Source organism: Arcicella rosea (assembly GCF_040543805.1).
In the GTDB taxonomy this organism is placed as follows: Bacteria; Bacteroidota; Bacteroidia; order Cytophagales; family Spirosomataceae; genus Arcicella; species Arcicella rosea.
Window position 1 is genome coordinate 95,753 of record NZ_JBEUMS010000009.1, and the last position, 14,552, is coordinate 110,304.

At 35.8% G+C, this 14,552-nt stretch carries 11 protein-coding genes; 3 read left to right on the forward strand and 8 right to left on the reverse strand.

The annotated features are described in order from the left end of the window. Positions 1-55: 55 nt before the first annotated feature. Positions 56-760 (forward strand): hypothetical protein, encoded by a 705-nt coding sequence (locus ABID42_RS13295; RefSeq protein WP_367284059.1) that lies wholly within the window; start codon positions 56-58, stop codon positions 758-760. A gap of 188 nt (positions 761-948) precedes the next feature. On the opposite strand, the gene ABID42_RS13300 is transcribed toward ABID42_RS13295, so the two are convergent. Both ABID42_RS13300 and ABID42_RS13305 read right to left on the reverse strand, forming a co-directional pair. Further along, a complete protein-coding gene (locus ABID42_RS13300) occupies positions 949-2,085 on the reverse strand; it encodes a Calx-beta domain-containing protein (RefSeq protein WP_367284060.1) in 1,137 nt (378 codons plus the stop codon). 360 nt (positions 2,086-2,445) lie between these two features. Further along, entirely contained in the window at positions 2,446-2,907 is a 462-nt protein-coding gene (locus ABID42_RS13305) for a GyrI-like domain-containing protein (protein ID WP_323260573.1), read from the reverse strand. 308 nt (positions 2,908-3,215) lie between these two features. Here ABID42_RS13305 and ABID42_RS13310 point away from each other — a divergent pair, with 308 nt between their 5' ends. Then, positions 3,216-4,208, forward strand: coding sequence for a YhdH/YhfP family quinone oxidoreductase (locus tag ABID42_RS13310; RefSeq protein WP_367284061.1), 993 nt, complete (start codon positions 3,216-3,218; stop codon positions 4,206-4,208). A gap of 76 nt (positions 4,209-4,284) precedes the next feature. On the opposite strand, the gene glpK is transcribed toward ABID42_RS13310, so the two are convergent. The 5 genes from glpK to gldB form a co-directional block, all read right to left on the reverse strand. Beyond that, positions 4,285-5,775, reverse strand: a complete 1,491-nt coding sequence (glpK, locus tag ABID42_RS13315; protein ID WP_435521478.1) for a glycerol kinase GlpK — start codon at positions 5,773-5,775, stop codon at positions 4,285-4,287. Between the two features lie 153 nt (positions 5,776-5,928). Next, positions 5,929-9,129 carry a S41 family peptidase gene (locus ABID42_RS13320; protein WP_367284062.1) on the reverse strand — a complete coding sequence of 1,067 codons (3,201 nt, stop codon included), beginning with the start codon at positions 9,127-9,129 and terminating at the stop codon, positions 5,929-5,931. A gap of 549 nt (positions 9,130-9,678) precedes the next feature. Next, positions 9,679-10,104, reverse strand: a complete 426-nt coding sequence (locus ABID42_RS13325) for a Fur family transcriptional regulator (RefSeq protein WP_367284063.1) — start codon at positions 10,102-10,104, stop codon at positions 9,679-9,681. Next, complete coding sequence (locus tag ABID42_RS13330) at positions 10,101-12,017, reverse strand: ABC transporter ATP-binding protein (RefSeq protein WP_367284064.1); 1,917 nt, start codon at positions 12,015-12,017, stop codon at positions 10,101-10,103. Before ABID42_RS13330 ends, ABID42_RS13325 begins: the two co-directional genes overlap by 4 nt. A gap of 159 nt (positions 12,018-12,176) precedes the next feature. Continuing rightward, positions 12,177-13,211, reverse strand: a complete 1,035-nt coding sequence (gldB, locus tag ABID42_RS13335) for a gliding motility lipoprotein GldB (protein ID WP_367284065.1) — start codon at positions 13,209-13,211, stop codon at positions 12,177-12,179. 75 nt (positions 13,212-13,286) lie between these two features. Between gldB and ABID42_RS13340 the strand changes: the two genes are divergently transcribed. Next, positions 13,287-14,051 (forward strand): outer membrane beta-barrel protein, encoded by a 765-nt coding sequence (locus ABID42_RS13340; protein WP_367284066.1) that lies wholly within the window; start codon positions 13,287-13,289, stop codon positions 14,049-14,051. On the opposite strand, the gene ABID42_RS13345 is transcribed toward ABID42_RS13340, so the two are convergent. Then, positions 14,048-14,545, reverse strand: coding sequence for a SixA phosphatase family protein (locus ABID42_RS13345; RefSeq protein ID WP_367284067.1), 498 nt, complete (start codon positions 14,543-14,545; stop codon positions 14,048-14,050). The two genes, ABID42_RS13340 and ABID42_RS13345, sit on opposite strands and share 4 nt — an antisense overlap. Positions 14,546-14,552: the final 7 nt, after the last annotated feature.

A 14,552-nucleotide genomic window follows, 5' to 3' on the forward strand; every position in this document is an offset into this window, starting at 1 on the left:
GACACCGCTAATAAAGAATTTACATTATCTATTAATCTTTAAACAAATTTTACCTATGGCATCAACTTCAGAGGCTACCTACGGGGCAAAAATTGCTAATGCTGCTGCAATTGCAACCCATCTAAAAAGTTTTAACGGCTACATAGCACCAACAGCCGAAACGACTATCGCCAATTATGAGGCACTTATCACATCAATCAAAGTCGAGAATAATAATACTTCGCTTAAAAGAAGCGAATACTCGATGGCAGTTGAAACAAGACAAAAACATTTTGTTACTCATCCAAGCTCAATTGCTAAATTAATCAGTCCAATATCATCGGCAGTCAAGGCTAAATTGGGTAAAACTTCAAAAGAAGTTAACGATGTTGCTGCATTGATTACAAAAATCAGAGGAGAAAGAGCTACTAAACCCAAAGAAGGGGATACCAAAGAAAAGATTAGTCAGTCGGAACGTTCTTATGGAAGTATGACACAGAATTTTGCGGATATTGTTAGTACATTGGCAGGCTTGGGAGCTAATTATGCACCCGTAAATGAGTTAATCAAACTCCCAAATCTTCAAGCGAAGATTACTGAAATTAATCAAGCAAATAATCTTGTAACAAGTACTTATGGAGGTTTAAAAGTTAGTGCTGACCAACGGAATACTTTATATGAAACGCTTGCGGAAAGAACACAAAGGATTAAAGAATCCATTAAAAGCCAGTATGGCGTAAGCTCTACGGAATATAAATTGATAAAAGGTTTAAAAGTATAATTTTAGAAGAGATAAGTATGACTATCATTTATTACTAGGAAAAAAGTAAAAACGGCTGCCTAAAATTTAGACAGCCGTTTTTGTTTATTAGTCAAGGATGCCTTTTTTGACAATCCTTTTTTTGATAATGTATTAATTAAAATGCTAATCCCATTTTTGTTTCCTGAATATTGATTTTATATGAGATGCTAACCTACTTGAACTGGAGGAACAATTACTACATCACGTTTCACTATGGTAAAATTGAGACCTTGCTTGTAAATCAGTAATGCAACAGGGTCGTTTATGTCCTTAAAATCAAACTTGTATTTACCAACGGTCGTTATAGGTATCAATGTGGTATTTTGGGCTGTAATAGTAATGGGTACTGTCGCTGCCAATTGCTTACTTGCCTTGAGTCTTAGATAATAAGTACCGTCTTTCTGAAGATTCTGAACGCTAACTGAGCCTTCTTTGCTAGTTTCGTAATCGTATCTGTTACCATCCATATCTACAATTTCATAATAATCAATATCGGCGATGCCTTCCCAATCCACTTTCAAATGTAAGCCTTTATTAGCGTCGATAGTTTTGATGGCTATTTCACTCTTCACAGTATCAACGAGGACCTTATCATTATGAATATCCTTGATTTTTAAATTGTAAAGAAGGTTGCGTCCTTTCGTAGGGCGATAATCCATCAAGTTTAAAGAAACAATACTCTCTGTTGAACCAGCAGGAATCACAAAATACATTGAGTTTGTATTAATACTATAATAATGGTTGTCACTTTGCTTTTCTAAGAATACAACAAGGTCTTCATTGATGGGTTCGTTGATTTTAAGCTTTACTTTTACATCGCTAGATTCATCCACATTTAGCGTGCTGAACTCAAATCCGACTAAAGCTTTATCTTTAGCTTTGTTTTCATAAATTCCAAATTCAAAAGAACCGTTTTTGCCTAATTGAAGCGTACTACTTAATGATTTAAAGGTAACTATACAGTTTTCAATATCAGGCTCAACCGCTGAATCTTTGTTGATTCTTAGTTTGATAATTCCTGTCGAATCGCCAGCTTTGATGGTTAAAGGATTAGGAGTAATCAGTTGAAAGTCTTGTCCAAGAGTAGCCGAGCCATTAAAGCTAAATTCAATAACTTCATCTTTTTTAGATGGCTTATTCAAAGCAACTTTAATACTAAAAGTATCGCTTTTACTTTCCTCATAAGTAATCTTTGTAGAATTTGAAAACTGAATACTTGAAATTTCAGGATAAACGTTAACTTCTTCTTCTGCACATCCCCAAGTAATTAACAAGAGAGAGATGAATACACTAATTTGTTTCATTTTCATGATTGAGTTTAAAGGTTAATAATTTTTTCTTTTGAATTGATTTACAGGAAACTATGTAAGATTGAAAGCATAATTGCTACATTGCTTCGTACAACGATAGTACTGACACCAATAATGTTTTAGAGGTTGGAAAGGATGATTGAAAAAGGATAAATGGATTTTAAATAATGATGAGCGGTTGATGATTTAGAGAAAAAAGGAGCTTTCCTGAGCTTTAAAGGAGTGCTTTAATGTAGAAATACTTTTGTAAAGGAAATATATTAATTGAGTTGGAAGCTTGTATTATGATAAAAACGAAAGGTCGGGCATCAATACCCGACCTTTCGTTTTTAAAACAACCCCTATCCCAAATACTTACTCTATTCCCAATAAAATCTCTGTAACATTTTCAGAAGAAGTTAAATCCACCCAATTGATATAAACTTCTCTGGTTTGATTTGTTGGTTTGTGTCCTTGTGCGAATAATTGATTAAACAGCTCTTTATAAACAGGCATAATATTACTGAAATCACCATGATGTGTATAAGCAAAAGCCTTGAAAGAAGGATGTTCTAGCAATTCATAATGTGCAGGAATTGTTACTTCTTCATCACCCACAGGCAAGGCAATTTCTAAAATAAAAGGCTTTTCAACATCGCCCGTTGCTCCCCAATAAATAAACTCCATATTGCCAGCAATGCTTAATCCTAATTGTCCAACGGCAGTATAAAGGGCGTCAACTTCACGTTCTGCAATGGCGTTTACATTTAAAAGGGTAGTTTCTGTACGATAAATAAAATACTTTTGAGCGGGTACTTCTTTTACTTGCGTGTTCATTTGATTGTTGAGGTTTTATTATGATTTTTTTGATTAACGATACAAAGTAAATCTGGCTTACTGACAACAGTATGTCAGTGCAAAAAAGCTTTTTGATATTTAATTTTCATTAAGTATATAGGAATAAGTAAATTGAGAATATAAACCTATAAGGATTTGATGTTAAAGTTTTTATTATTAGATAATTATATGAATCCTTATAGGTTTAACTAAATTCTTGTAAGTATTCTAATCGCTTGACTTTCAATATTTTTTTATGGAGGTTTACAGCTTAAATATAGCTTGCTTCACAAAACAAACACAAAACCATGAGCCATTCTTTTAAAGCTTTGCAGATTATAGAAAGTGCTGAGAAACAATATACACGAGCGATTGTACAAAGAGAGATTGCAGATTTACCTGCGGGAGATGTTTTAATCAAAGTTCATTATTCAGCCTTGAATTATAAAGATGCTTTATCGTCAATTGGGAATAAAGGTGTAACAAAACAGTTTCCACATACGCCCGGCATTGATGCTGCTGGCATTGTAGAAGCTAGTGATTCTCCAGCATTTAAAGTGGGCGACGAAGTAATTGTTACCAGTTATGATTTAGGAATGAATACTTCGGGTGGTTTGGCTGAGTATATCTCTGTGCCTGCAAAATGGATTGTAAAATTACCCACAGGATTAAGTTTGAAAGAAGCCATGATTTATGGAACGGCTGGATTAACTGCTGGTTTATGTATCAATGCTTTAATCAATCATGGCTTAAAACCTGACCAAGGAAAAGTTTTAGTAACAGGCTCAACAGGAGGAGTTGGGACTTTGTCGATTGCCATTTTAGCAAAATTAGGTTTTGAAGTCGTAGCCGTAACAGGTAAACCCGAAGCTGTTGAATTCTTAAAACAAATTGGAGCAAGTGAAATTGTAAGTAGAGAAGCCTTAGATGACCAATCTGGTCGTCCATTATTGAAATCAATTTATGCAGGGGTAATTGATACTGTTGGGGGGAATATTTTAGCCACAGCCTTGAAGTCTTTAACTTATGGAGGTTCAGCTGCCATTTGCGGTTTGGTAGCTTCTGCGGAATTACACACAACTGTTTTACCTTTTATTCTTCGTGGAAATACTTTATTTGGGATTGATTCTGCCGAATGTCCGATGCTTTTACGTGAAAGTATTTGGAAAAAATTAGCATCCGATTGGAAACCAACAGATTTAACAATACTCGCTAAAGAAATTACTTTAGAAGAAGTACCCGCACAATTGGATTTGATGTTGCAAGGAAAAGCTTTTGGGAAGACAATTGTTAAACTATAATTTTATGAACCGTAGCACGAGTTTCTAACTCGTGTCATATTAATTTGACGAATTGAAAACTCGTGCTACGGATTTATTATTCTTCCCACTCAAAACTACGAGTAACGGCTTTTTTCCAATAATGATATAAGTTATCTCTTTTTGACGCTTCCATATCGGGTTTCCACGTTTGTGCGATTCCCCAATTTTGTTTTAAATCGTCTAAATCTTCCCAATAACCAATTGCTAAACCTGCTGCATAAGCAGCACCCAAAGCTGTTGTCTCAATCATCGCTGGACAAACCACAGGAACATCAACCATATCTGCTTGAAACTGCATTAATGTCTCATTGACTACCATTCCGCCATCTACTCTTAATGATGAAATCTCAATTCCTGCATCTTTTTCCATCGCTTCCAATACTTCTAAGGTTTGAAAAGCGGTAGCTTCTAAAGCTGCTCGTGCAATATGTGCTTTGGTGACATAACGAGTAAGTCCGACAATAACACCACGAGCATCCGCTTGCCAATAAGGTGCATACAATCCAGAGAAGGCTGGCACAAAATAACAACCGCCATTATCTTCTACCGAATTGGCTAAGGTTTCAATTTCTGCACTATTCTTAATAATTTCTAAATTATCACGAAGCCATTGTACTAAAGCACCTGTAATAGCAACAGAGCCTTCTAAAGCATATTGCACTGGTTGATTGCCAAACTGATAAGCAACGGTAGTGAGTAAACCATAAGTTGACGGCGTGATTTTCTCGCCTGTATTCATCAACATAAAACAACCCGTACCATAAGTATTTTTAGCTTCGCCTGCGGAAAAACACGTTTGTCCAACTAATGCTGCTTGTTGGTCGCCTAAATCTCCTGCTACTGGTACGCCCGAAAGTACGCCACGAGCTTCTCCATATACTTCACTGCTTGATTTAATAGCGGGTAGCATGGCTTTAGGAATATTCAGTTTTGTAAGAATATCATCATCCCAAGCTAAAGATTGCAGGTTCATTAACTGAGTTCTACTTGCATTGGTAACATCTGTAATATGTATGCCGCCATCTGTTCCTCCTGTTAAATGCCAAATGATAAAAGTATCAATATTACCAAAAATAGCAGTTCCTTCTTCTGCATCTTCCCGTAAGCCTTCTACGTTTTCTAAAAGCCATTTTAATTTTAATCCACTAAAATATGTTGCCAAAGGCAAACCTGTTTTTGCTCGAAAACAATCTGCTCCGCCTTCATTGGCTAATTCAGCTACCATATTGCCGACACGAGTATCTTGCCAAACGATGGCATTATAATATGGCTGACCAGTAAAGCGATTCCAAACAACGGTTGTTTCTCGCTGATTGGTAATGCCCACCGCAGCAATATCTAAGGGCGAAAGGTTTGCTTTGCCTAATGCTAAACCGATTACTTCTTGGGTATTGCTCCAGATTTCATCTGAATCGTGTTCCACCCAACCTGCTTGTGGATAAATCTGTGAATGTTCTTTTTGTCCGACAGAGATTTGATTGCCTTGTTTGTCGAAAATGATGAAGCGGGTACTAGTAGTCCCTTGATCGATTGAGCCGATATACATTTTTATGATTGCTTTTGATAGTTAAATTAGAGCGATTGTTTTAATCGAAATTTAGTGATTTCAGCAAACATTACCATTCATGAATGGAATTAATATCAGTCTTTTATTACTATTGAGAGAAATACTTCCCTCAATAGTAATCTTTAATGTATTTTACTTCTTAGCGTCAATATCTTTTAAAAGCGTATCTACTGCTACTTTCAATTGTTCATCTGTTCCTTTAGCAATCCAATCTGGTGTGTTTTCAACAATAATGTCAGGAACGGCAGCGCCTAGCTCTTGGTTTTTATCTGTTGTTTTGGTGTACCATCCTCTTCCCGGTAATCTTACAAAAGAACCATCCATTAAAGATTTTCCTCCTGTAGAAATTACTGAACCATTGGTTGGTAAACCTACTAATTTACCAATACCTAAAGATTTATACGCATGCGAGAAAATCTCTGCGTTGGAGTAACTTCCTTCATTACAAAGTGCAATCGAAGGTTTTGTCCAAGCGGCATAAACCAAACGCTCGCCGATTGGATAATACTCTCTGAACTTTTTCTTATCCTTTTCTAAATCGGTACTTGCTCCTCTTGGAATGGTATAAGCGTGTTGTTTGTAGTTCAGAATCGTCATTAAATAGTCGGTTGTTGAACCGCCACCATTGTAACGAACATCAATCAAGATTCCTTCTTTTCCATAACCAGCAGCAGTAAATTCTCTTTCTACTACTTCAAAACTTGGGAAATCCATTCCTTTGATGTGGATATAACCTAAACGACCATTAGAGAATTTCTCTACTAATTTCTTTCTGCTGTCAACCCATTCGTTGTATAAATTATCGCTGATACTTTGAGTAAGACGAACCACTACTTCTCTGTTTTTACCACTTGCATCGTTAACATTTAAGAGTACTTTTTCGTTAGCCAAGCCACTTAATAAACTATAAAAGTTCTCGCTTTCACTTACTGACTGTCCATTTACAGCCGTAATTACTTCTCCTTCGTTGATTAGGCTCTTACTTTTAGTCACTGGCGTTTCTGGAACTACGTGGTTTACCTTCATTCCTGTTGCCGTTGGAATCAATTCTGTTCCTAATAAGCCTGTAATTTCTTTTTGTGTTTCAGCACGGTCGGGTGCTGTTAAACCCATGTGGCTTGAGTTTAATTCACCCAATAGTAAATTAAACATATCTCTAAAATCATTGGAAGTACTGGCATTGATACAACGCTCTTTGTATTTATCATGCAATTGTAGCCAATTATTTCCGTGAAATTTAGGGTCGTAAAAACCATCACGAATGGTTCTCCACGCTTCTTCAAATACTTGTGTACGTTCTGCCAAATAATCAATTTTCATTTTGGCAACGAATGGTATCGGCTCTGATAATCCTGTTTTCACATCAACACGAGAAAGTCCACCGCCCATTTTTGTATAATAAATGTACTTGCCTTCTTTATCGAGTGTCAAACTATTTGGATTACTTCCACCTTTGGTAATTTCTTTTAATTCTTTGCCATCCCATTTAATACTGAATAAATCTCTTCCTTTTGCTGAACTACTTGTGGTTGTATAAAAGAAAGTTTCACCATCTTTTGAAATTACAAATTCACTTTCATTGCCGGGGAAGTTTGTTACTTGTACTACTCTTTCATGAATATTTTCAAAATCAATCACAATTGGTTTCACTCCTTTTTTGTCTGGTTTAGCATCCGCTGCTGGAGTTTCTTTTTCTTGCCAATCTTGTGTTTCTTTTTCCCAGTCTTCTTTTTTCAACCAAACAAACCAAACGTCTGCACTACGAGCAGCACTTCTTTGCGAAACAAATCCTAATTTAGAACCATCTGCACTCCAAAACGGATTTGCATCGCCACGTGGGTGCATTGATACATTAACAGGCTTGCTTGAATTATCAGCAGTTCTGATAAATACTTCTTGGTTAAAATATAAATCTTCTTGACTGTAAGCTAAATATTTGCTGTCTGGACTCCAAGCAATATCACTTGGATTATTCCAGCCATCGCTTAGAACTTTCTCATTCGTCAACTTCCCATCAGTACTGATGTCGGCTACTATAAAAGTTCCTCTGCCTTTAATGTAGGCTATTTTCTTATTATCTGGCGAAACCACTGGCGAAGATTCATCTTCCGTAGTTTTTGTGATTTGTGTTACTTGATGTTTCAACGATTTAAAAATATTACGTTCCGAAGCATCAGATGAATTCACCAAATACAAATCAAAATTGCCATTGTTTCTATCACTTGTGAATAAGAGTGTTGAATCGTTCAACCAAGTAGGAGTAATATCACGGAAAGCGTGTTGAGAAACATTGATGCTCTTTGTTTTTTCTTTGTCTGCTTCTTTGATAAAAATCTCACCACGAAGGCTATACGCTAGTAACTTTCCATTTGGCGATACTTTGTATTCTTCTAAGCCTGCGGCTAATGTTTTTTGTTCGGAAGCATCAAAACGTTCGTCAGCATTGATGTTTACATTGATTTTTGCAACTGAACCACTCGCTACATTGTAAGTAAAAAGTCCCATTTCTTTTTCAAAAACAATGGTATTGCCATCTTTTGAAATACTGAAATGACGAATTGATTCATCCTTGAATTGCGTTAACTTTTTAGGAGTACCTTCTGCTTTACCTTCGCCAGAAATTTTGATTTGATATAAATTATAAGCACCATCAACACTACTTAAAAAGTATAACAAGCCATTTTTTCCCCATTGTGGAATAATATCGTTGGTTTCAAAAAGAGCAATTTTGTTAAAACTTTTTGCTTTGGTACTATAAATCCAGATGTCTCTGTTCGAGCTTCCATTATAAGCCTGACGAGCAACAGGATTGATGTCTCCACGGACAAAAGCAAGCAAATTTCCATCAGGAGAAAGTACTGGGTCGAAGCCTACGGCGTCTAGCATTCTTGATTCAGTTCCTCCTTTAGCACTGATTGAATATACTTCTTGTGGGCGTTCGATTTGCTTAAATTCTCGACTTGTTGAGAATAAGATTTTATCTGCTTGCGTCCAACTTGCTACTAAATCCTGACTAGAATGAAACGTTAAACGCTTTGGTAAACCGCCCGTTGAAGGCATCACAAAAATATCATTATTGCCAAAGCGTGTGCCTGAAAAGGCGATTTGTTTGCCATCAGGACTAAAGATTGGATTGCTTTCATAAGCCTCGTGAATGGTCAATCGGGTGGCATTTCCTCCCGTACTTGGTACTGTCCAAATATCACCTTGATAAGAAAAGGAAACGACAGAACCATCATTGTTAATACTTGGCTGACGCATTAACAATGGACTTTGCGCCATTGCACTGCCTGCGGAAAGCATTGCAAAAAATAGAAAAAGATGCTTTTTCATGAATAAGAAATTGTTTGATGAAGATTTAAGCTACAAATAAGTAATAATTTGCTAAAATATTCAATTATCAAAAGATTATTCGCCAAACTGCATTTATAAAACTATGTTTGTTTAGTAATAATTTAACATGATGAATTTCAAAGCAAAATATAATATGAGTACAAAAAAAGTATTTTGCTTTATGGCTCTGTCTTTTTGCAGTTCTATAAATCTTTAAATCCTAAAATCCACGTAATTAAAGTCGAAAGGAAAGTTAAATATGAGGATAAAAAAATGGGCTATCCATCTCTGAATAGCCCATTGCTTAATATCTAAAGTATTGAAGTGCTTGAAACTATAATCTTGATTCTTTTGTCTTGCCTCTTATATCTTCAAATCCTAAAGTTCTCCCCCAAAAATCTTGCTTCTTGTGTCTTGTCTCTTCCGTCTTTTCTCTCAAAGTCCTTTAGTCAATAAATTCCCAAAGTCTTCAAGTTCAAAATCCTAAAGTTCTCCCAAAAATCTTGCTTCTTGTGTCTTGCCTCTTCTGTCTTCAAGTCCTAAAGTCCATTAACGATTACAGCCTTTACAAATCCCCTGTACCAACAAATTTGTTTCCACACGTTTGTAGCCTTCTGGAAGGATAAAATTAGGAATCACCACATGGTCTAAACAAGTAGTTAATCCACAAGCTGTACATTTAAAATGCACATGGTCGTGATGATGCGTATGATCTCCTACATGGCAATTATCCTTACAAAGTGCATACTTTACACCACCCTCATCATCCAATACTTTATGAATCAATCCTTTATCAACAAACGTTTTTAGCGTTCTATAAACCGTTACTCTATCAAATTGTTCCGTTAATTGCGCTTCCACGTCGGCATGAGCAAGAGCGTGTTCTTTACTCATGAAAACGTCCAGAATACCTTCACGACAATCAGTCTGGCGAAGGTTATATGTTTTTAATGTATCTTTTATGGCTGGTTTCATTCTATCATCATTGCATTGTCAAACTGCAACTTTACTAAGTTAGCATAAATTCCTTCATCAATCAAAACCAATTCATCATGCGTTCCTTTTTCGGCAACTCCGCCATCTTTCAATACATAAATGGTATCGACATTACGAATTGTAGCCAAACGGTGAGCAATAATAATGGTAGTACGGTCTTGCATCAAACGATCTAAAGCATCTTGAACCAATCTTTCAGATTCCGAATCCAAAGCACTTGTTGCTTCATCCAGCACCAAAATGGCAGGGTCTTTCAAAATAGCACGGGCAATTGCAATTCTTTGTCGTTGACCACCTGAAAGCTTCACACCACGTTCGCCGACGATGGTTTTAAATCCTTCTGGAAACGAATTGATAAACTCTAACGCATTCGCTTTTCTGGCTGCTTCAATCACTAAGGTTTCATCTGCTTCTGGATTTCCATAAGCAATATTTTCATAAATTGTTCCGCCAAAAAGCATTACTTCTTGTGGGACGATAGCGATGTTTTTTCTTAAATCAGTAATATCGAAAGTATTGATGTTTTTACCATCCACTAAGATTTCACCTTTTGCAAGATGATAATAGCGCATCAACAATTGTACAATCGTAGATTTTCCTGCTCCTGAATGACCCACCAAGGCTATTTTTTCACCTGATTTCACCGATAAAGAAATATCTTTTAAAACAGGCATATCTGGACGAGAAGGATATTGGAAAGCGACATTGCGATACTGAATCTTTGGTGTTCCAGTACTTGAAGTTTCTGTTTTAGTCACTTTGCTTGGAACGGTAATGTCAGTAATTTTTACTTCAGATTCTTCTCCTAAAATTTCTAAAATACGCTCAGATGCGCCTACTGTTTTTTGAATTTGTGCATACATATCGCCCAAACCACCCACAGAACCACCAATAAAACCTGTGTAAATAATGAACGTGAAGAGGTCTTTGAAAGCTAATTCGCCTTGTAAAACCAAGTTTCCACCATACCAAACTACGCCCACAACACCACCAAACAATACAAAGATGATAAAGGAAATAAAACCACCTCTGAATGTAGCGGCTTTCAAAGCATAATCAACTACTTTTTGTACTGATAAACCATAGCGATGTGCTTCAAGGCTTTCGTTAGTAAATGCTTTTACGACGTTGATAGATTGCAAGGTTTCTTCAACGATGATATTGGTAGCCGCTAATTCGTCTTGTACTTTCTTTGCATTTTTACGGATGAATTTTCCGAAAATAATCGCCGAAACAACTAAAAGTGGGAAAGTCAACAACATGAAAAGCGTGAGCTTACTTGATAAAAACGAAATCAAGATAATACCGCCAATCAATGTAAATATTTGGCGGAAAAGTTCTGCCGAAGTAATAGAAAGAATATCTTGTAATTGAGAAACGTCGGTAGTAATTCTACTCATTAATTCACCGACACGATTTTTCTCGAAAAATGGTACTGGCAAAGTAATAATTTTAGAATAAAGTGCATTGCGGAGGTCACGCATAGACTGCTCCGATACTCTTGTAAAAGTAATTACTCTAAAGAATGAGAATACCGATTGAAGAATCAACAGCCCCACAAAAATTAAGGTTACTTCATTTAAGGTGAACTTTGGTGCTTCATGAAAAACATTTTGCAATTTGTCTGCTACCATTCCGCCACTTATTCCTGTACTTGCATTTGCCATTTGGTCTGGTGAAACAATCGCCCCAACCATTTGCCCCATTAATAAAGGAATACTCATGGTGGTGATTTGAGAGAGTATCAAAAACACAAAACCTATGGCAAATGTGCCTTTATAGGGAAGGGTAAATCTGAAAATCTTTAAAGCTTTTTTGAAACCTTCTTTGCTTACTTTTTTCTTATCTTCTGGAGAAACTCCTGCTCCAAAACTGCTACTGCGCTTTGCCATTATTGGGTTTAATTATTAAAACCTGTTATTATTATCTAAAATATTTTATTTATACGCTGTGGTTTGTGTGTGATAAACCACGGAATAACTTTGTTGTGAGTAGTAGTTTGTGGAGACACAAACTACGTCATGAGAAAAATCCCAAATCCCAAATCAACATCATTCTTCGTCAGGTAATCCTTTATAATTTGATTGCTCAAAAATTTTCTGAGCATCTGTTTGCTTCATTAATTCTTGAATCGTCAGTTTTTCGTTTTCATCAAAGTACTTTCCAACAATTCGCCAACCTAACCAACGACCAATAGCACCGGGACAAGATGCTCCAATTTCTGCTGTTACTGGTCTTTCCATGATATACTTTGCTTTGATGGGTGCATCGTTGGTATAGAGTAATTTATTATCAATAAAATGCGCCCAAATATCTTTTTGAAAAGTATAGCAGTCAGTTAATTGTAAGTCAGAATAACCAATAAACAAACTATCTGCTTTAGAGGGCATCATTGTATGACCGAAAACATAACTTTTACCATACCAAACCATATCAGCCAATAACGATTTTTCAGAAGGTTTGGTTGCATTGTATTTGGCAGAAAGTAAAAGTACAGCTTGTGGCACAATGGCATTGGGTGCGGCTTTTCTTAATTGATAATCGTAGATGTCAGGAAGGAATTTACCCTTCTTCCCCATGAAATAATCGAGTCCAATAATAATTAATGAGTCCGAAATCATTAATTCAGGACTACTTAGTACATCTTGAGCAAAAAAACCTGTAAAAATTGTAATAATTTTAGGCTCTTTAAAGTCTGGGTAGTAATATTTGAGATGCTGAAAAGCTTCTTTGAAATCATCTTCGAGCTGAGTATTTCCGAAAAAAGCGGGTTCTTGAGATTGTTTATAAAAATCTTGAAAAGCTTGATTGGTAATAACTGGCAATAATCTTTCCGCTAATTTCTCAAAGTCTTGGGGTAAAACCTGAAAATAAGTACTGGTGAAGCTTTTGTGTGTATTGAAAAAATTTATGAGTTGATTTTTGTCTTTGCATGCAAGTAATTCTTTGTCAAGTCGTTGAATAGAAACATTTACTTGTACCTTACTTACATCAGGGTCAGAAGCTTCATTTCCTTCGGAAGAACAAGCAAAAGCCAGACTTAAGATGAAAATAGAGATACAATATATTTTTAATTTTAGAAGCATAAGCTTTTGGATTAATAGTTTTACCGCAGTCAGCCGTGTTTTAATTGAAAACAACTTATTTAACAATACAAAATTATGAAGAAAAACGCATTCTTAATCCTTTTTATTCTGTTGATGACCTCCAAAGCCTACACACAGAATTATGGATACGGTTCCAGATACAGCAGTGGCTACCGTAGTGGTTTGTATAAATTAAAAATTGGCTTTAAGTTTTCCCCGAATATTACGCTCAACGAAGTGGAAACTACTAAAGATTTCAGGGATTTAGAAGCTTCGGGCATTAACTTGAAAATGAGCTTAGGCCCAATCATTGATCTTTACTTTGCTGAGAAATACGCTTTTAGTACAGGTTTATGGTACACCGTTAAGGGCGAAAGCTATTCGGTAGGGAATAATTTTTATAATAATGACTTGTTTGCAGAATATCCACTCAGTACTGATGAACGTGTTGGCAATAAAGCTGCATTCAATTTACAATACTTACAAGTACCCGTAACGCTAAAAATCTTTAGTGATGGTGTTTTTTCAGATACGCCTGTGTACTTGCAATTCGGTGGAATATTTGATTTAAAAATCGCAGAAAAACCAATCGACAAAGCGAGTAATCCACTTTTTCAATATAGTCAAAGAGTAGGTAATCAACCCAGTATATTTAATATGGGCGATGTTGGTTTATTATTAGGTTTGGGATTTGAAAAAAGAATTAGCGGAGGAGACGATTCTTTTATTTTTGGCATACAATATCAAAGAGGACTCACAGAAATTAATAATACCAAAGCGTATAAAGATTTAATCACCAAAAACGGTTTAATCTTACTTGATTTAGGCTTGAAGTTTTAGAACTTTTCAGCCTTGAAATTAATTACTTTTTTACCTTTCATTTTTACAAGATAAAGATTGTCGTATTCTGTATCAGGAATGATTTTTAAATCAAATTTCACGCCTAAAAATCGAATAACTTCTGGAACAGTATTAGAATGACCAATGATTAAAATGTTTTTACCTTGCATGTTATCCTGCTTGATTTTATCGAAAAAGTAAGCAGTTTTAGCACTGTAAATAGCTGTATCTATTTTTTGATTGATTCTTAAAGAATCTCCAGTTTGTTGTACTCTTAAGTATTCTGTAGTGTAAATTTTAGCAATTTTTTCATTGGCTAATCGCTTGGCTAAAATTCCTGCTCGTTGATGTCCAGCAGTGTTTAAAGGGCGAAAATGGTCATCGCCTTTATACACTAAATCTTTCTCAGCATGACGCACTACAAAAATAGTAGCTTCTTTAGCACAAGAAGATAACAACAAGGCAATTCCAAAAAAGAGTATTAGTTTTTTCATTTTATCA

Bases quoted from the DNA above. Each gene is read 5' to 3' on its own strand.
- ABID42_RS13295 (WP_367284059.1), top strand. From the start codon at position 56: ATGGCATCAACTTCAGAGGCTACCTACGGGGCAAAAATTGCTAATGCT.
- ABID42_RS13300 (WP_367284060.1), bottom strand. From the start codon at position 2,085: ATGAAACAAATTAGTGTATTCATCTCTCTCTTGTTAATTACTTGGGGA.
- ABID42_RS13305 (WP_323260573.1), bottom strand. From the start codon at position 2,907: ATGAACACGCAAGTAAAAGAAGTACCCGCTCAAAAGTATTTTATTTAT.
- ABID42_RS13310 (WP_367284061.1), top strand. From the start codon at position 3,216: ATGAGCCATTCTTTTAAAGCTTTGCAGATTATAGAAAGTGCTGAGAAA.
- glpK (WP_435521478.1), bottom strand. From the start codon at position 5,775: ATGTATATCGGCTCAATCGATCAAGGGACTACTAGTACCCGCTTCATC.
- ABID42_RS13320 (WP_367284062.1), bottom strand. From the start codon at position 9,129: ATGAAAAAGCATCTTTTTCTATTTTTTGCAATGCTTTCCGCAGGCAGT.
- ABID42_RS13325 (WP_367284063.1), bottom strand. From the start codon at position 10,104: ATGAAACCAGCCATAAAAGATACATTAAAAACATATAACCTTCGCCAG.
- ABID42_RS13330 (WP_367284064.1), bottom strand. From the start codon at position 12,017: ATGGCAAAGCGCAGTAGCAGTTTTGGAGCAGGAGTTTCTCCAGAAGAT.
- gldB (WP_367284065.1), bottom strand. From the start codon at position 13,211: ATGCTTCTAAAATTAAAAATATATTGTATCTCTATTTTCATCTTAAGT.
- ABID42_RS13340 (WP_367284066.1), top strand. From the start codon at position 13,287: ATGAAGAAAAACGCATTCTTAATCCTTTTTATTCTGTTGATGACCTCC.
- ABID42_RS13345 (WP_367284067.1), bottom strand. From the start codon at position 14,545: ATGAAAAAACTAATACTCTTTTTTGGAATTGCCTTGTTGTTATCTTCT.